This window comes from Citrobacter freundii complex sp. 2024EL-00216, from assembly GCF_043945515.1.
Classification (GTDB): Bacteria; Pseudomonadota; Gammaproteobacteria; order Enterobacterales; family Enterobacteriaceae; genus Citrobacter; species Citrobacter portucalensis.
In genome coordinates this window covers 200458-218490 of sequence record NZ_JBIMRA010000003.1, presented here as the reverse complement: position 1 = coordinate 218490, position 18033 = coordinate 200458, and the positions used below count along the sequence as shown (strand labels likewise).

Below are 18033 nucleotides of genomic sequence, written 5' to 3'. Positions count from 1 at the left end.
ATAAGACTACCGCGCCAGCCGTAGCTGCTGTAGGTTTCCGTCGATATGTAAGTCTGTTTGCAGCCGCGCGATATCGCGACACAAAAACGCCATCTCCCGATGTTCTTCGAGTTTCTTGCGCCATTTCTCCGGTACATCATCCAGGTGTTCATACAGCGCTTCCAGCGTTGGAAACTGTGCCAGCAGTTGTGTGGCGCTTTTAGGACCAATACCGGCTACCCCCGGTATTTTAGAACTGCTGATCCCAGCCAGTCCCCAGTAATCAGGCAACTGTTGCGGCAGTACGCCGAACTCTTTCTCGATAAACGGCGCATCCAGCCAGCGTTTCTGGAAATAATCGCGAATCCGCAGCGTTGGGGAGAGTAGCTGACAGTAGCCTTTATCGGTTGAGACGATAGTCGCCTGGTGTCCCGCCTGGCTAACTTTCACCGCCAGAGTGGCGGCTAAATCATCGGCTTCATTCCCGCTGGATACCCAGCAGCAGACGCCGCGCTGTTCAAAAGCGGCGCGTAAGGCGGGCATTTCCTGGTGTAAATCGTCAGGCATCGGCGGGCGACCGGCTTTGTAGTCAGGTAACCGTTGGTGACGCCAGCCGCTGTTACGCGCTTCGTCATCAAATACCGCCACGGCGTGCGTGGGCTGACTGTGCACAATCAGCTGATCGAGTGCGTGCTGGCATGTCTCCACGCAGGGGGAGCCCTGTACGGCGTGAATACGGCGGATGAGATTCAGTGCATCAACAATGAGCAGGTGGACGGCCACGGTGTTCTCCCTAACAAATTAGTCTGTAGGGTAACATTCACGACGAATGGAGACGAGCATTGCGAAAGAGCGCTATCCGTAAGCCTGACAAGCGAAGCGCCATCAGGCAATAAAAGCCGGATGCGGCGAGCGCCTTATCCGGCCTACAGATACGAAAATGTGCTGAGAATTAATCGCAGGTGACAATCTTCATCGCCAGACCACCACGAGAGGTTTCACGGTATTTGGCGTTCATGTCTTTACCGGTTTCGTACATGGTCTCGATAACTTTATCGAGGCACACGCGTGGTTCACTGGTACGGCGCAGCGCCATACGTGCAGCGTTCACCGCTTTAACCGAAGCAATGGCATTACGCTCAATGCACGGTACCTGAACCTGGCCGGCAACCGGGTCGCAGGTCAGACCCAGGTTGTGTTCCATACCGATTTCTGCCGCGATGCACACCTGCATTGGGCTACCGCCCAGCAGTTCAGCCAGACCAGCCGCTGCCATGGAGCAGGCGACGCCAACTTCACCCTGACAGCCGACTTCGGCACCAGAGATAGAGGCGTTCATCTTGTACAGTGAACCAATGGCGCTCGCGACCAGCATGTAGCGTGCCAGCGAGTTAGCGTTCACTTCACGGATAAACTTGTCGTAATACGCCAGTACGGCAGGAACAATCCCGCATGCACCGTTGGTTGGTGCAGTCACCACGCGTCCACCGGCTGCGTTTTCTTCGTTCACGGCCAACGCGAACATGTTGATCCAGTCAACAACCGCCATCGGGTCGGTGGTGGTTTTGTCGCTGCTGACCAGCATGCGACGCAGCGCAGCAGCACGACGCGGAACGCGCAGTTTGCCCGGCAATACACCTTCGGTGGTGATGCCGCGTTCAATCCCGGTACGCATCACTTCCCAGACGTTAGCAAAGTGCTGTTCCAGCTCTTCTTTGCTGTGCAGCGCCAGTTCGTTTTGCATCATCAGACCGGAAAGCGACAGGCCGGTTTCCTGGCAATGACGTTGCAAATCAGCTGCGGATTTATACGGATATGGCACGTTTACCGGAGAGTTGTTCGGTAAACCAAAATGTTCTTCATCAACGATGAACCCACCGCCAATGGAATAGTAAGTCTGGCTGTAAATAGCCTTTTCGCCCGCCAGTGCGGTAATGCGCATCCCGTTTTCGTGCAGGGACAGATTGTCCGCATGGAAATTCATGCACTTGTCGACCGGGAACTCGACCTCATGTTGACCGTCTGCCAGCAGCAAACGCCCATGAGTATTCACATCCTGGATAAAGGACGGAATGGCATCAATGTCTACGGTATCCGGCAGATTACCCGCCAGGCCCATAATTATCGCGATGTCGGTATGGTGACCTTTCCCCGTCAGAGATAAAGAGCCATAGACATCAACCACTACGCGGGTTACGTCAGTGAGAATTCCGCGTGCAATCAGGTCATCCGTGAATTGTTTGCCTGCTTTCATCGGGCCAACAGTGTGGGAGCTGGAAGGGCCAATGCCGATTTTGAAAATATCGAATACGCTAATCATGAGGCGTCCATTGTGTATCGAGGTGCGCCGCCCCGAGGAGCGGCGCAGGGGAATTAACTGAACAGAGAGTAGAAAATAGCGGAGATAGCGATCAGGCCCATAATCACAACGAAGACGTTGCTGATATGGCCGCTGTACTTACGCATTGCCGGTACTTTCTGAATGGCATACATCGGCATCAGGAACAGAATCATCGCGATGATTGGGCCACCCAGGGTCTCAATCATGCCGAGGATGCTTGGGTTCAGCGTCGCCACAATCCAGGTGGTTACCAGCATGAACAGCGCAGTGATTTTGTTCAGTTTGTTGATTTCGATGGATTTGCCTTTGCCACGCAGAGACTTAATCACCATACCATTGAAGCCTTCACGTGCACCCAGGTAGTGGCCCAGGAAGGATTTGGTGATAGCGATAATCGCGATGATCGGTGCCATCCAGGCAATAATCGGCGCGTTAAAGTGGTTCGCCAGGTAAGACAGAATCGAGATGTTCTGCTCTTTCGCTGCTGCCAGGTCTGCCGGAGTCAGGCTGAACACGCAGCTGAAGACGAAGAACATAACGGTCAGTACCATCATGATGTGAGCGAATGCCAGAATCTTGGAGCATTTTTTCTCTGCTTCATCACCGTACTCTTCACGCTTCGCCACGGCGAAGGAGGAGATGATCGGGGAGTGGTTGAAGGAGAACACCATTACCGGAATTGCCAGCCACAGGGTCAACAGCAGGCCGTTGCCGGTGGTTGCCGCAGAGTCAAAAGACATGGTTTCCAGAATCGCACCGCTCCACTGAGGGATCAGGTACAGCGCCAGCAGCATCAGAGCCGCAACGAACGGGAATACCAGGATGCTCATCGCCTTAACGATCATCTGCTCACCGAAGCGCACGATGGTCATCATGCCGACAATCAGGATCAGTGACAGGATTGCGCGCGGCGGCGGCGTAATCGCCAGCTGGTGGGTCAGGAAGCTTTCAACCGTGTTGGTGATTGCTACGCTGTAAACCAACAGAATCGGGTAGATAGCGAAGAAGTAGAGCAGGGTAATCAGTTTACCTGCACCAACACCAAAGTGTTCTTCTACAACTTCGGTGATGTCTTCACCCGGATTTTTACCGGACAGCACAAAGCGAGTCAGACCGCGGTGTGCAAAGAAGGTCATTGGGAAGGCAAGGATCGCCATGATGATCAGCGGGATCATACCGCCTACGCCTGCGTTAATCGGCAGGAACAATACACCCGCCCCAATCGCCGTGCCGTAAAGGCCCAGCATCCACATGGTGTCTGTTTTGCGCCATGCGCTGCGGGTCTGGCCCGTAACGATAGTGCTGGTTTGAGTGTTTTCCATCTATTTCTCCTGGAGGAAGCTTAAAAAGTCGGGTTTGGGGTCAATCCAATGAGAAAGTACCCGACTGTAAATCGAAATTCGTTGAGCGATTTTTATATAATTTTTCGCCGTAATAATTTTCGGGCGGAAAGATACATTTTAGTAATGAATGTATCAGTGATCGGGATCCCAAATGCAATAATCCACCTTTTATGTGGATAAATTTGGGCCATTAATCTGTTAAAAAATAGTCAAAGCGAATTTACGGGCGCGAAGGCTAACATTAACGACATATCTCATGAAAGCGAAGGCGCGAAGATAGGCGTGTTCAGCTGTAAAAACTGTTGTTTTTAGATGATTTCGGCGACTAATAATAATTTTCTAAGATAAATCACGGTTGGTTTTTCAAGGTAATCGTTTGCGTGACGCGCTGTTTTTAATGAATCATCACTGGTATTTATATGATTGTCGGGGCTATGTGACTGGTATCACTAAAAAAAGCCGGGAGGCAAGTGCGCCAAACCCGGCTTTGATATGGACAAAACTGTCACCGCTCTAGCGCTGCTAGCGGGTGTTGAAGGTTAGGCGCAGATCTCGTAACAAGGGATATACGCAGTGCCCGGTAACTTCATACGATGTTGTGCAACAAAGCCCTGCAGGAGATCGTCCATGCGGCGCATCATTTCGCGGTCACCGTGGATTTTGTACGGGCCAAACTCTTCAATAGCGCGGATCCCGACTTCCTTCACGTTACCTGCCACAATACCGGAGAATGCACGACGTAAATCGGCGGCCAATACTTCAACGGGTTGATCCGGGTACAGCTTCAGGTTGGCCATGTTTTCATGGGACGGCTCGAACGGCATCTGCAGATCGGGCGCGATACGAATCGACCAGTTAAAGCTGTAAGCATCTCCTGTGTCGCGACGGTTTTCTTTCACCAGCGGCATCGCTTTTTTCATCAGACGCGCCACTTCGGCCGCATCGTCAATGATAATGCGATAGTGGCGACGCGCATCTTCCCCTAGCGTGTGCACGATAAATTCGTCCAGCACGCGGAAGTAATCCGCACTCTCTTTTGGTCCGGTCAGGATCAGCGGTAGAACCTGATCTTTGTTGGCCGGATTCATCAGGATCCCCAGCAGATACAGCAGCTCTTCTGCTGTCCCTACGCCACCCGGGAAGATGATAATACCGTGGGCGATACGCACGAACGCTTCCAGACGTTTTTCAATGTCCGGCATGATGATCAGTTCGTTTACCAGCGGGTTAGGCGGTTCAGCGGCGATGATTGACGGTTCGGTCATGCCAATAAAGCGGCTGTCTTTGTATCGCTGCTGGGCGTGGCCGACCGCGGCGCCTTTCATTGGCGCTTCCATCGCCCCCGGACCGCAGCCGGTACAGATGTTCAGTTCGCGCAGGCCCAGTTGGGTGCCGACGCGACGGGCATACAGGTACTCATTTTCGTTGATTGAGTGGCCGCCCCAGCAGACGACCATGTTCGGCGCTTCACCAACGTGCAGCGCCCGGGCATTACGCAGGATCGAGAATACGAGGTTGGTAATATGCACCGAGCTTTCGAGATCCAGATGCTGAAAACGACCGGCGTTATGGATCTGTCCATTGACGAACAGAATGTCGCGCAGCACGGCAAACAGGTTAGCCTGTAGCGCACGAATAATGCGTCCATCAACAAACGCATCTTCAGGTGGGTTGATCAGTTCCAGCTTCACGCCCCGTTCGCGGCGCAGTACGTTAATATCGAAACTTTCAAAGCGGGACAGCAGTTCTTTACTGTTGTCGGTCAAACTGCCGGAGTTCAGAACGGCAAGCGAACAGTTACGAAACAGTTGATACAGGTCGCTGCTGGCCGTGCGTTTAAGCATATCGACTTCCAGCTGCGACAACATGTCCATTGAGCCAAGCGGGCTAATATGTGTAATCAAGTAAACTCCTTATGGGACGCAACACGTCATTCCCTATTGATTACAATAGCCCTGGCTTATGACCTTTCACAACCTTGCGCGCGGAATCCGGCACGCAAAATTGAGAAAAAAGATTACTGACGTACCAGACGACCGGTTGCCGGAGTGAAATCGGTGTTGGTGCGCCATGGGTTAATGTCCAGGCCGCCACGTCGCGTGTAGCGTGCATAGACGCTCAGTTTCTCTGGCTGGCAGAAGCGCAGAATGTCATTGAAAATACGTTCCACGCACTGCTCATGAAATTCATTATGGTGGCGGAAGGAGACCAGATAACGCAGCAGCTTCTCTCTGTCGATTTTCCGTCCACGATACTGAATTTGTATGGAGCCCCAGTCAGGCTGATGGGTAATCAGACAGTTGGATTTCAGTAGATGGCTGACCAGCGTCTCTTCGACTGCCTTTTCACCGCTCACGGCATTTTCCAGATACGCAGTGCTGAACTGGTAGTTGTCGATGACGATATCCTGATTGTCGATACAGGTCCCATTAAAGTGGGCTATCGGCTGCCCTTCCAGTTCGTCAAGGCGGTACAGCGCCACGCTGACATCGCCCTGAGCGCAGGCGCGAAGATCGTTTTCCAGTGTCTGGCGTACCGCGTCCCAGGAATCAAAACGCGTCTGGTTAAAACTGTTCAGGTAAAGCTTAAAGCTTTTCGACTCAATCAGATTTACGCTGGTGTAATCCAGTTCCACGTGACCGACCGCGACCTGCGGTAAGCCGTTGGCATTCAGCCACGACAGTTCATATAGCGTCCAGATATCCGCACCGTGAAAAGGCAAGTTATCGGCCTTTAAATCCAGCGGGTCGCGATTCAGGCTGCGCGGAACGCCCTGCAACAGACTTGCATCGTAATTGTCTCGGTAATCCGTTGATTTACCGAGTGTCAGGCCGTTAAGCGCCTGATGATTTTCATAAGAGGACATGTTTCACCGTCATAAACCAGATACACTATGCGACAAGTGTATCCTGGCTTTTGTGAAGAGAGAAATCAGTGGACGAATTGACAGCGCAGGCGTTGATAGCCTTTACGACGCGTTATTGCGGCGCATGGCATGAAAAAAACAACAGTTGGCCGCTCAGCGAAGAGCTGTATGGCGTACCTTCTCCGTGTATCATTTCTTCCACAGACGATGCGGTATTTTGGCAGCCTCAACCTTTTGTCGGCGAAAATAACCTCAATGCGGTTGAACGGGCCTTTGATATTGTGGTACAACCTGCCGTTCACGCTTTTTACACCACCCAGTTTGCTGGTGATATGCACGCGCAGTTTGCGGATGAAAAGCTCACGCTGCTGCAAACCTGGAGTGAAGATGACTTCAGGCGCGTTCAGGAAAACCTGATTGGTCATCTGGTTACGCAAAAGCGCCTCAAGCTATCACCTACGCTTTTTATTGCCACACAAGATAATGAGCTTGACGTCATTTCGGTGTGCAATCTGTCCGGTGAAGTGTGCAAAGAAACGCTGGGAACCCGTAAACGAACGGTGCTGGCGGCCTCACTTGCGGAATTCCTCACTCAACTTAAGCCAGTTCTGTAATCCAGTTTGCCCTGAATCTTGTGAGAGATCTCTTACAAACCCTGTAGGACATTGCCAGGTGATAAGTAAAGACTTAATGAATTGATAAAATAATAATTTATTATTATTCAATTGGTTAGTGTTTTATTGTCAACTTTCATATGAAAATAATCATAAGGGTAAGCCTGTAAGCATCTTGTAAGACAAAGCGAAACAGGCGATTCTATATCTGTCGACAAGGAGTCGCACAACGAAGAGAACATCAGGATGATGGCTCTTCGCCAGGATACACCAGGACGGTGTTGCAAGGACAGGCTTCAGGACGAAGCAAAGAGGAAGACGCTGGATGCGTTAAAGGACACCTCCAGGATGGAGAATGAGAGCCGGTCAGGATGTTCGGCGGGTCTGGATGGCCAGGATACTTCAGGATGAAGTTTTCACATCGGGGTGATGTGAGCAGGATGCAAAAGTTCAGGATGAACACGGTCGCAAGACCACAGGAAAAGTTGTCAAGGATGAGCAGGGAGCACTAAAAGTAGCTGGAATGCTGCGAAACGAACCGGGAGCACTGTTTTTACAGTGCTCCCTTTTTTTATTTCCCTTCACTAGTGCTATTCTTCGCGCCAGATTTTTTCATCATTGAGGTTAATTTCATGACGACTCATGACCGTGTGCGCCAGCAGTTACATGCACTTGAAGCGCTACTGCGTGAACATCATCACTGGCGGATGGATGAGCCAGCAGAGCATCTGTTTACCAGTACACAGCCTTTTTGTATGGATACCATGGAACCGGTCGAGTGGCTGCAGTGGGTGTTGATTCCCCGCATGCATACGTTGATTGATAACGCGCAGCCGCTTCCGCAGGCTTTTGCCGTCGCACCGTATTACGAAATGGCGCTGGCAGCCGATCACCCGCAACGCGACATTCTTCTGGCGGCATTGCAGGAGCTGGATGCGCTGTTTACTAGTGATAACGCCTGATGCTGGAAATTCTTTATCAGGACGAATGGCTGGTCGCCGTCAATAAACCTTCGGGCTGGTTGGTTCACCGCAGTTGGCTCGACCGGGATGAGAAAGTGGTGGTGATGCAAACGGTGCGCGACCAAATTGGTCAGCACGTATTTACCGCCCATCGTCTCGACAGACCAACCTCCGGCGTGCTGCTGATGGGACTGTCCAGCGAAGCCGGGCGTTTGCTGTCCCAGCAGTTTGAACATCATCAAATTCAGAAACGCTATCATGCGATTGTGCGTGGCTGGCTGATGGATGATGCCGTGCTGGATTACCCGCTGGTCGAAGAGCTGGATAAGATTGCCGATAAGTTTGCCCGCGATGATAAAGGCCCGCAGCCTGCTGTCACCCATTATCGTGGCCTGGCAACGGTAGAAATGCCGGTAGCGACTGGGCGTTATCCGACTACCCGTTACGGGCTGGTGGAGCTGGACCCTAAAACCGGTCGCAAGCACCAGCTCAGACGCCATCTGGCGCACTTGCGCCATCCGATTATCGGCGACAGCAAGCACGGTGATTTGCGGCAAAACCGCAGCGCCGCAGAGCATTTCGGTTGCCAGAGATTGATGCTGCATGCCAGCCAGCTTGCGCTGACCCATCCTTTCACCGGCGAACCGCTGGTTATTCGCGCCGGACTGGATGACGTCTGGATGCAGGCGTTATCACAGTTTGGCTGGCGTGGACTTCTCCCTGAGAATGAAAGGGTTGAGTTCAGCGGGCTGTCAGGTCAGGATGAGCAGATAGATTCTTAAGTCCCAGGAGATTACGGTTATGGCGGAAATTGGAATTTTTGTCGGCACGATGTACGGAAACGCGCTGCTGGTTGCCGAAGAGGCCGAAGCTATTTTGACGGCGCAGGGTCATAAAGCTACGGTGTTCGAAGATCCGGAGCTTAGCGACTGGCAGGCATATCAGGATAAATATGTACTGGTGGTGACTTCCACGACCGGGCAGGGCGATCTGCCGGATAGCATCGTGCCGCTGTTTCAGGGGATCAAAGATAATCTCGGTTTCCAGCCAAATCTGCATTACGGGGTAATTGGGCTGGGCGACAGTAGCTACGTTAATTTCTGCAATGGCGGCAAGCAGTTCGATGCGCTGTTGCAGGAACAAAGCGCCCACCGTGTAGGAGAAATGCTGCTGATTGATGCCAGCGAGCATCCTGAACCGGAAAGCGAATCCAATCCCTGGGTAGAAAACTGGGGAACCTTGCTTAAATAACTCCCTCGCTCGTACGGGCATGCAACCCCCATTTGAACCGCAAGCCGGGCCAGGCGAAGCCACCACCCGGCAATAAAACCCCAATTACGTGAACTAACTTCCACTACTTTGGGCTTATGCCCCAAACAACTTCTCACTGCCTCCCTAATGTTGTGTTCATGCACGGTGAGGGTCAGTGGCACTCCTTCATATACTTTTCCCGTCAGTTCCCGGAATGGCAGCGAGTCAGAATAAAACGGCCCTGAGCTGTACCAACACTGCCACACACTAACCTCTCATTCTGATCACCCTACAGGTGCTGTACAGAATGAACTGGCGAAAGCCAGGATTCAGGAGTGCAACAATGAGTTCATTAAGTCAGGCGGCGAGCAGCGCGGAAAAACGCACTAACGCTCGCTACTGGATAGTGGTGATGCTGTTTATCGTCACATCCTTCAACTACGGTGATCGCGCCACCTTATCCATTGCCGGTTCGGAGATGGCCAAAGACATTGGTCTGGATGCGGTAGGGATGGGGTATGTATTCTCCGCTTTCTCATGGGCCTATGTTATCGGCCAGATCCCCGGCGGCTGGTTGCTCGACCGCTTTGGTTCAAAACGCGTTTATTTCTGGTCCATCTTTATTTGGTCCATGTTTACCCTGCTGCAGGGTTTTGTCGATATCTTCAGTGGTTTCGGCATTATCGTTGCGCTGTTTACCCTGCGTTTCCTCGTCGGTTTAGCTGAAGCGCCCTCCTTCCCCGGCAACAGTCGTATTGTGGCGGCGTGGTTCCCGGCACAGGAAAGGGGCACAGCGGTCGCTATCTTTAACTCTGCGCAATACTTTGCCACCGTTATCTTCGCGCCAATCATGGGTTGGCTGACCCACGAAGTGGGTTGGTCGCACGTGTTCTTCTTTATGGGCGGTCTTGGGATTGTTATCAGCTTCGTCTGGCTGAAGGTGATTCATGAACCGAACCAGCACCCGGGCGTAAACCAAAAAGAGCTGGAGTACATTGCAGAAGGTGGGGCGCTGATCAACATGGATCAGGCGGCAGCCAAAACAAAAGTGCCGTTTAGCGTGAAGTGGGGGCAAATCAAACAGCTGCTGGGTTCACGGATGATGATCGGGATTTACATCGGCCAGTACTGCATTAACGCGCTGACCTACTTCTTTATCACCTGGTTCCCGGTTTATCTGGTGCAGGCTCGCGGTATGTCGATTTTGAAAGCTGGCTTTGTTGCTTCGGTTCCGGCCATTTGCGGATTCGCCGGCGGCGTGCTCGGCGGCATTATTTCCGACTGGCTGATGCGCCGTACCGGTTCGCTGAATATCGCCCGTAAAACGCCAATCGTACTCGGTATGCTGCTGTCGATGGTGATGGTGTTCTGTAACTACGTCAATGTGGAGTGGATGATCATCGGCTTTATGGCGCTGGCCTTCTTCGGCAAAGGTATCGGTGCGCTGGGATGGGCGGTGATGGCTGATACCGCACCTAAAGAGATCAGCGGTCTGAGCGGCGGTTTGTTCAACATGTTTGGCAACATCTCCGGCATCGTCACGCCAATTGCTATCGGCTACATCGTCGGGACTACCGGCTCGTTTAACGGCGCGTTGATTTACGTCGGGGTACATGCGCTGATTGCGGTGGTGAGCTATCTGGTGCTGGTGGGCGATATTAAACGTATCGAACTGAAACCTGTCGCAGGACAATGATGATGACAACACAATCGAGTCCAGTTATTACCGATATGAAGGTCATCCCGGTGGCCGGTCATGACAGCATGCTGCTCAATATTGGCGGCGCGCATAACGCATACTTTACTCGTAATATCGTGGTGCTCACCGATAATGCCGGAAACACCGGTGTCGGTGAAGCGCCTGGTGGTGAAGTGATTTATCAGACGCTGGTGGATGCGATTCCGCAGGTGTTGGGCCAGGAAGTGGCGCGCCTGAATAAGGTGGTGCAGCAGGTGCATAAGGGCAACCAGGCCGCTGATTTTGACACCTTTGGCAAAGGCGCCTGGACCTTTGAACTACGGGTCAATGCGGTAGCGGCGCTGGAAGCCGCATTGCTCGACCTGCTGGGCAAGGCGCTCAACGTGCCGGTTTGTGAACTGTTAGGGCCGGGCAAGCAGCGCGATGCGGTCACCGTACTCGGCTATCTGTTCTACGTGGGCGATCGCACAAAGACCGATTTACCGTATCTGGAAAGTACGCCGGGAAACCATGAGTGGTATCACCTGCGTCATCAGCAAGCGATGAACAGTGAGGCAGTGGTACGTCTGGCTCAGGCTTCGCAGGATCGCTACGGCTTTAAAGATTTCAAACTCAAAGGTGGTGTACTGCCTGGCGAGCAGGAAATCGACACCGCTCGTGCGCTGAAAAAATGCTTCCCGGATGCGCGTATTACGGTTGATCCCAACGGTGCCTGGCTGCTGGATGAAGCCATCTCCCTGTGTAAAGGGCTGAACGATGTTCTGACCTACGCCGAAGATCCATGCGGCGCTGAACAGGGTTTTTCTGGCCGTGAAGTGATGGCCGAGTTCCGCCGTGCAACCGGTCTGCCGGTAGCAACGAACATGATAGCTACCAACTGGCGTGAAATGGGCCATGCGGTGATGCTGAATTCAGTAGATATTCCGCTGGCCGATCCGCACTTCTGGACCCTTTCTGGCGCGGTACGCGTGGCACAGTTATGCGATGACTGGGGCCTGACCTGGGGCTGCCATTCTAACAATCATTTTGATATTTCGCTGGCGATGTTCACCCACGTTGGTGCGGCTGCGCCGGGTAATCCAACGGCTATTGATACCCACTGGATCTGGCAGGAGGGCGATTGCCGCCTGACCAAAAATCCGCTGGAGATTAAAAACGGAAAAATTGCGGTACCCGATGCGCCCGGTCTGGGCGTGGAACTGGACTGGGATCAGGTACAGAAAGCGCATGAAGCCTATAAGGCGCTGCCCGGCGGCGCGCGTAATGACGCAGGCCCAATGCAGTATCTGATCCCCGGATGGACTTTTGACCGTAAACGTCCCGTTTTCGGCCGCCACTAATTTTGAATAAGGACTTAATTATGAGCGCACAATTTTCTACCCCATTGGTTACCTCTATGCAGGTTATTCCGGTTGCGGGTCATGACAGCATGTTGATGAACCTGAGCGGCGCACATGCTCCGTTCTTCACGCGCAATATTGTGATTATTAAAGATAACTCCGGTCATACCGGCGTGGGTGAAATTCCCGGCGGCGAAAAAATCCGCAAAACTCTGGAAGATGCGATCCCGTTGGTGGTAGGTAAAACGTTAGGTGAATACAAAAACGTGCTAAATGCAGTACGCAATACTTTTGCCGATCGTGATGCGGGCGGTCGCGGTTTGCAGACCTTCGATTTACGTACCACTATTCATGTGGTTACTGGGATCGAAGCGGCCATGTTGGATCTGTTAGGTCAGCATCTGGGTGTAAACGTCGCCTCTTTGCTGGGGGATGGCCAGCAGCGTAGCGAAGTTGAAATGTTGGGTTATCTGTTCTTCGTGGGTAACCGTAAGGCAACGCCGCTGCCGTACCAGAGTCAGCCGGATGATAAATGCGACTGGTATCGTCTGCGTCATGAAGAAGCGATGACCCCGGATGCGGTAGTGCGCCTGGCGGAAGCCGCGTATGAGAAGTATGGTTTCAACGACTTTAAACTGAAAGGCGGCGTACTGGCCGGGGAAGAAGAAGCGGAATCTATTGTCGCGCTAGCGAAACGCTTTCCGCAGGCCCGCGTCACGCTGGATCCGAACGGCGCGTGGTCGCTAAATGAAGCGATTAAGATCGGCAAATATCTGAAGGGTTCTCTGGCCTATGCGGAAGATCCGTGCGGTGCCGAGCAGGGCTTCTCTGGTCGTGAAGTGATGGCGGAGTTCCGCCGCGCCACCGGTCTGCCGACCGCCACCAACATGATCGCCACCGACTGGCGTCAGATGGGGCATACGCTGTCGTTGCAGTCTGTGGATATCCCACTGGCGGACCCGCACTTCTGGACCATGCAGGGTTCTGTCCGTGTGGCGCAGATGTGCCATGAGTTCGGGCTGACCTGGGGATCGCACTCTAACAATCACTTTGATATTTCGCTGGCGATGTTTACGCATGTCGCGGCGGCGGCTCCGGGTAAAATAACCGCTATCGACACCCACTGGATCTGGCAGGAAGGCAACCAGCGCTTGACCAAAGAGCCGTTTGAAATCAAAGGCGGCATGGTGCAGGTTCCGGCAAAACCGGGTCTGGGCGTGGAGCTGGATATGGATCAGGTCATGAAAGCGCATGAGCTGTACCAGCAACATGGACTGGGTGCGCGTGATGATGCGATGGGTATGCAGTATCTTATCCCGAACTGGACGTTTGATAATAAGCGTCCGTGCATGGTTCGCTAAGTGATCCAGGACCGCTCCTATAGAGTGAGCGGTTTTGCTCCTGGTGTATGCTTAACATAATCAACATGCGTAAGGATGCTTTATGAAAATAGTAATCGCACCCGATTCCTATAAGGAAAGTTTGAGTGCGCTTGAGGTGGCAACGGCTATAGAGCTGGGGTTTCGTGAGATCTGGCCCGATGCGGATTACGTGAAGATTCCGGTTGCAGATGGCGGTGAAGGAACGGTCGAAGCGATGGTTGCCGCAACGCAAGGTCACCTTGTGCATGTTGATGTTACCGGCCCTTTGGGCAACACAATTCAGGCATTTTATGGTTTATCTGGTGATGAGCGCTCGGCGTTTATCGAAATGGCGGCCGCCAGCGGACTGGAACAGGTTCCTGTGGGTTTACGCGATCCGCTGAAAACGACATCCTGGGGAACCGGGGAGTTAATCCGTCATGCGCTGGACGCTGGCGTTGAGCATATCATCATTGGGATTGGCGGTAGCGCCACCAATGATGGCGGTGCCGGGATGGTGCAAGCGCTGGGAGCAAAACTGCTGGATGCGCAAAATAACGAAATTGCGCAAGGCGGAATCGGTCTGGAATCTCTGTCCCGAATTGATATTTCTCAGTTAGACAGCCGTCTTGCCGGGTGCCGTATAGAAGTTGCTTGCGATGTGACCAACCCGTTGACTGGAAAAGAGGGCGCATCTGCGGTTTTTGGTCCGCAAAAAGGGGCTACGCCGGAGATGATTACCCGCCTGGATCGGGCGCTCACGCACTATGCGCGACTTATTGCCCGCGATCTGGACGTCAACGTGCTGGATCTGGCCGGTGGTGGTGCGGCGGGTGGTATGGGGGCGGCACTGTATGCGTTTTGCGGCGCACAGTTACGCTGCGGTATTGAGATAGTGACCGATGCGTTACACCTTGATGCCTGCGTTGCGGATGCGGATTTAGTGGTCACAGGTGAAGGGCGCATTGATAGTCAGACCATTCACGGTAAGGTTCCGGTTGGCGTGGCGAAGGTCGCAAAGCGTTACAACAAGCCGGTTATCGGTATCGCAGGTAGCCTGACGGCGGATGTCGGTGTGGTCCACGAGCATGGGCTGGATGCGGTTTTCAGCGTCATCTATACCATCTGTACCCTGGATGAGGCGCTAAAGAACGCGAGCGACAACGTACGAATGACGGCGCGAAACGTAGCCGCAACGCTTAAAGCAGGGCAGCAATTACGCTGAATTGTTAGCCGCATTCGTCGATGTGCCCGATGCGCGACGCTTATCGGGCCTACGGCAAACAGCGAAACCTGTAGGCCGGATAAGGCGTTTACTGCCCGATGCGCGACGCTTATCGGGCCTACGGCAAACAGCGAAGCCTGTAGGCTGGATAAGGCGTTTACGCCGCATCCGGCGATGTGCCCGATGCACGACGCTTATCGGGCCTACGGTAAACAGCGAAACCTGTAGACCGGATAAGGCGTTTACGCCGCATCCGGCGAATATTACCCCAATATCCGTTTCGCTTCGCGTGCAACGTTGTCCATTTCATCCAGAAGCTCTAAAAACTCAGGTTCCAGCTCTTCTTCTTTGGTTCCACTGCGTAGCTGTTGTTCAATGAGCTGACACAGGTTTTTCATGCGGGGGACACCACTATAACCGCAACTGCCGTGCAGCTTGTGAATCATATCCACCAGCCCTTCGGGGTTCTCTCCGACCAGTTGCTCTTCGATTTTGTTACGCACCTCAGGCAGAAAATCGATCAGCATTTGCAGCATATCCCGCGCCAAATCGTTCTTACCCGCGGCTTGCCTTAATGCCAGTTGCCAGTCGAGCGTTGTGTTCGGATTGACGACCGGCTCAAGAGGTTCTGCGGTGAGTGCTCGCAGCGATGTGCTTGCGCCCGGTTTGTAACGTAACAGCAGATTATGCAGCTTATCTTCCTCGATAGGCTTCGCCAGGTAATCGTTCATCCCGGCGCTGAGCAGCTTCTCTTTCTGCCCGGCCATGGCGTGTGCGGTGACCGCAATGACCGGTGTCTGCTGTTGATGAGGAAGCTGGTGGATCAGTTCGCAGGCACGAATACCGTCCATGTCTGGCATCTGAATATCCATCAGGATCAGGTCAAACGGCATTTGTCTGGCGCGATCCACCGCCTGATGCCCGCTGTCACAGAGCACGACGTGCTGGACCTTGTCTTCCAGCAGTGCGCCAATCAGCTTGAGGTTCGCCGGGTTGTCGTCTACCGCCATGACGGTCATTGCGATTTTGCTCTCGTCTAACAGCAGCGGATCCGCGCTGTGGTTCAGCTGACAATACTCTGTCAGCGCAGGCAGTAAGCGGGTTGAGGTGAGAGGTTTCAACAGACACGCCGCCGCGCCGCCCTGTTTCAATTTCTCAGCATTAATTTGTGCATGACAAGGCAAGGCTAGCAACAGGAAGTCGGACATCGCTGCTGCGCTTGCCAGCCGCTCATGCTGCATGGTGAGTGGTTCGCGCAAAGTGACCGGAATGCCCAGCAATAGAATGTCGTAGTGCTCCGCTGGCAACCCGGAGAACGAAGGGCTGTAAATCACCTCCAGCGGTGTTTCACTCAAGATATCTAACGTGCATTGTGCGGCGGTGGCGTTAGGTTCGACGTAGGCCAATCGTTTACCGGCAAGGCATCGGGTTGTCGAACGATCAATAAGCACGTTAGGGTTGAGATCGAGGCTGATATGGAACCAGAACGTGGAACCCCGATTAGGTTGGCTGTGGAAGGAGATATCCCCACCCATTTCGTTGACCAGTTTTTGCGTAATGACCAGACCTAGCCCGGTTCCGCCATGACGCCGGGAAATACTGGCATCCGCCTGACGGAAAGCCTGGAACAGACGGGATTGATCGCGCTCAGGAATACCGATCCCGGTATCGCGGATTTGTACTTCAATTTGCACTTTCGTGTTACTAAGGGCTCGCTTCTCGACCAGAATGTCGATGTTGCCGCCTTCGGTAAATTTGATGGCGTTGCCGACCAGATTGGTGATCACCTGCTGTAAACGCAGCGGGTCACCGATGACGTTGTCCGGTACGTCATTCTTAATATTCAGCGTCAGCTCAAGCCCTTTATCATGGGATGAATGCGCTAACAGCGTAACGACGTCATCCAGCGTGCTGCGCAGCGGGAACGGAATGCTTTCCAGAATCAGCTTGCCCGCCTCAAGTTTGGAGAAGTCGAGTACATCATTGATGATGGCCAGCAGATTGTTAGCCGAGCGTTCAATGGTATTCAGGTGATCGCGCTGTGTGGTGTTGAGCTCGGTTTTTAGCGTCAGACGGGTGAAGCCAATCACGCCATTCAGCGGTGTTCGCAGCTCGTGGGACATGTTTGCCAGAAACTCAGACTTAATACGTGCCGCTTCCTGGGCGCGTTTCTTCGCCAGATCCAGTTCGACGTTCTGGATTTCCATCTGCTCCAGCGTTTCGCGCAGGTCAGAGGTGGCCTGATCGATGTTGTGCTGCATCTCTTCATGGTAAGCAGCGAGAGACATAGCCATCGAGTTGATGCCATTTTTAAGCATATCCAGCTCGCCCAGCATGAAACCTTCCACGCGGCTGTCGAGCTGTCCTCTACGTATTCGGTCAACGGTATTCACCATATTGCGAATCGGGCCGGTCACGTCGCGCATCAGACGCCAGCCGAAAATTAACGCAATACCAATACAAAACAGCATCATTACGCTGGAGATAAAGATCTCTTTGTACTGCTGCAATCGTACGGACTTAAGGTCCAGCTCAAGCGCCACATACCCCAGCATATTTTTGGTGTTTTTGGCGTCGCTTACGGCGGATTCATCCGGTGAATAGCTTTCCGATATAATAGGGGTTCGCAGGATCATGATATCCCCGTGCCGGGTGACGCTCAGCTTCCGGGGAAACGGTGAACCTGTCGCCAACTGCATTTCAGACGGATCGAGATGAAAATTTGAGGTGACGAACAGTCGGTTATTTTCGTCATAAACAGAAATTGCCCGCACGATATCGGAATGGCGACGATGCAGCACGCTGATAAGCTGGCCGATGGATTCCCTGTTTTGCAGGTTCATGCCATATTCGCTGGAGACCGCGAGTGGTTCAATGATGCTGGCACCAGCATCTTCCAGTTGACGCTGCAAGTCGTTATAGCGATGCACAACAAAAAAGATACTGAGCAACAAACCTATCAGGACGGTCGGGGCCAGGATCAGAATCATCATGCGTGCGCGCAGGCTGTAGTTGGTCATGGAGTTCCGTTATGGGACAATTAGGGTCACAC

General features: G+C 53.1%; 14 protein-coding genes. 8 read left to right on the top strand and 6 right to left on the bottom strand.

Annotation, left to right across the window (positions count from 1 at the left end):
• Positions 1–6: 6 nt before the first annotated feature.
• From xni to queF, 5 genes are all read right to left on the bottom strand, one after another.
• Positions 7–762: a flap endonuclease Xni gene (gene xni / locus ACHHZ7_RS05345; protein ID WP_003825659.1), complete on the bottom strand. Its 756-nt coding sequence runs from the start codon at positions 760–762 to the stop codon at positions 7–9.
• Positions 763–931: 169 nt separating this feature from the next.
• Positions 932–2299, bottom strand: a complete 1368-nt coding sequence (locus tag ACHHZ7_RS05340) for an L-serine ammonia-lyase (protein WP_060683308.1) — start codon at positions 2297–2299, stop codon at positions 932–934.
• 53 nt (positions 2300–2352) lie between these two features.
• Positions 2353–3642, bottom strand: a complete 1290-nt coding sequence (locus ACHHZ7_RS05335) for an HAAAP family serine/threonine permease (protein ID WP_003034073.1) — start codon at positions 3640–3642, stop codon at positions 2353–2355.
• 560 nt (positions 3643–4202) lie between these two features.
• Complete coding sequence (gene ppnN / locus ACHHZ7_RS05330; protein ID WP_003034076.1) at positions 4203–5567, bottom strand: nucleotide 5'-monophosphate nucleosidase PpnN; 1365 nt, start codon at positions 5565–5567, stop codon at positions 4203–4205.
• A 113-nt stretch (positions 5568–5680) separates the two neighbouring features.
• Positions 5681–6529 (bottom strand): NADPH-dependent 7-cyano-7-deazaguanine reductase QueF, encoded by an 849-nt coding sequence (queF, locus tag ACHHZ7_RS05325; protein WP_003825665.1) that lies wholly within the window; start codon positions 6527–6529, stop codon positions 5681–5683.
• 68 nt (positions 6530–6597) lie between these two features.
• Between queF and syd the strand changes: the two genes are divergently transcribed.
• The 8 genes from syd (at position 6598) to ACHHZ7_RS05285 (ending at position 14981) form a co-directional block, all read left to right on the top strand.
• Entirely contained in the window at positions 6598–7143 is a 546-nt protein-coding gene (syd, locus tag ACHHZ7_RS05320; protein ID WP_060683309.1) for a SecY-interacting protein, read from the top strand.
• Positions 7144–7775: 632 nt separating this feature from the next.
• Complete coding sequence (locus tag ACHHZ7_RS05315) at positions 7776–8105, top strand: YqcC family protein (protein ID WP_003825670.1); 330 nt, start codon at positions 7776–7778, stop codon at positions 8103–8105.
• Positions 8105–8887, top strand: a complete 783-nt coding sequence (gene truC / locus ACHHZ7_RS05310) for a tRNA pseudouridine(65) synthase TruC (protein WP_003825671.1) — start codon at positions 8105–8107, stop codon at positions 8885–8887. Before ACHHZ7_RS05315 ends, truC begins: the two co-directional genes overlap by 1 nt.
• A 19-nt stretch (positions 8888–8906) precedes the next feature.
• Positions 8907–9356, top strand: coding sequence for a flavodoxin (locus ACHHZ7_RS05305; RefSeq protein WP_003825676.1), 450 nt, complete (start codon positions 8907–8909; stop codon positions 9354–9356).
• Between the two features lie 343 nt (positions 9357–9699).
• The gene (gudP, locus tag ACHHZ7_RS05300) at positions 9700–11052 is read left to right on the top strand and encodes a galactarate/glucarate/glycerate transporter GudP (RefSeq protein ID WP_048215647.1); all 1353 of its coding nucleotides are present in this window, start codon (positions 9700–9702) and stop codon (positions 11050–11052) included.
• A gap of 2 nt (positions 11053–11054) precedes the next feature.
• Positions 11055–12395: an enolase C-terminal domain-like protein gene (locus tag ACHHZ7_RS05295; protein WP_048215648.1), complete on the top strand. Its 1341-nt coding sequence runs from the start codon at positions 11055–11057 to the stop codon at positions 12393–12395.
• 20 nt (positions 12396–12415) lie between these two features.
• Positions 12416–13756: a glucarate dehydratase gene (gudD, locus tag ACHHZ7_RS05290; protein WP_008785687.1), complete on the top strand. Its 1341-nt coding sequence runs from the start codon at positions 12416–12418 to the stop codon at positions 13754–13756.
• Between the two features lie 82 nt (positions 13757–13838).
• Positions 13839–14981, top strand: coding sequence for a glycerate kinase (locus tag ACHHZ7_RS05285; RefSeq protein ID WP_060683310.1), 1143 nt, complete (start codon positions 13839–13841; stop codon positions 14979–14981).
• Between the two features lie 263 nt (positions 14982–15244).
• On the opposite strand, the gene barA is transcribed toward ACHHZ7_RS05285, so the two are convergent.
• Positions 15245–18001, bottom strand: coding sequence for a two-component sensor histidine kinase BarA (gene barA, locus ACHHZ7_RS05280; protein WP_060683311.1), 2757 nt, complete (start codon positions 17999–18001; stop codon positions 15245–15247).
• Between the last annotated feature and the right edge of the window lie 32 nt (positions 18002–18033).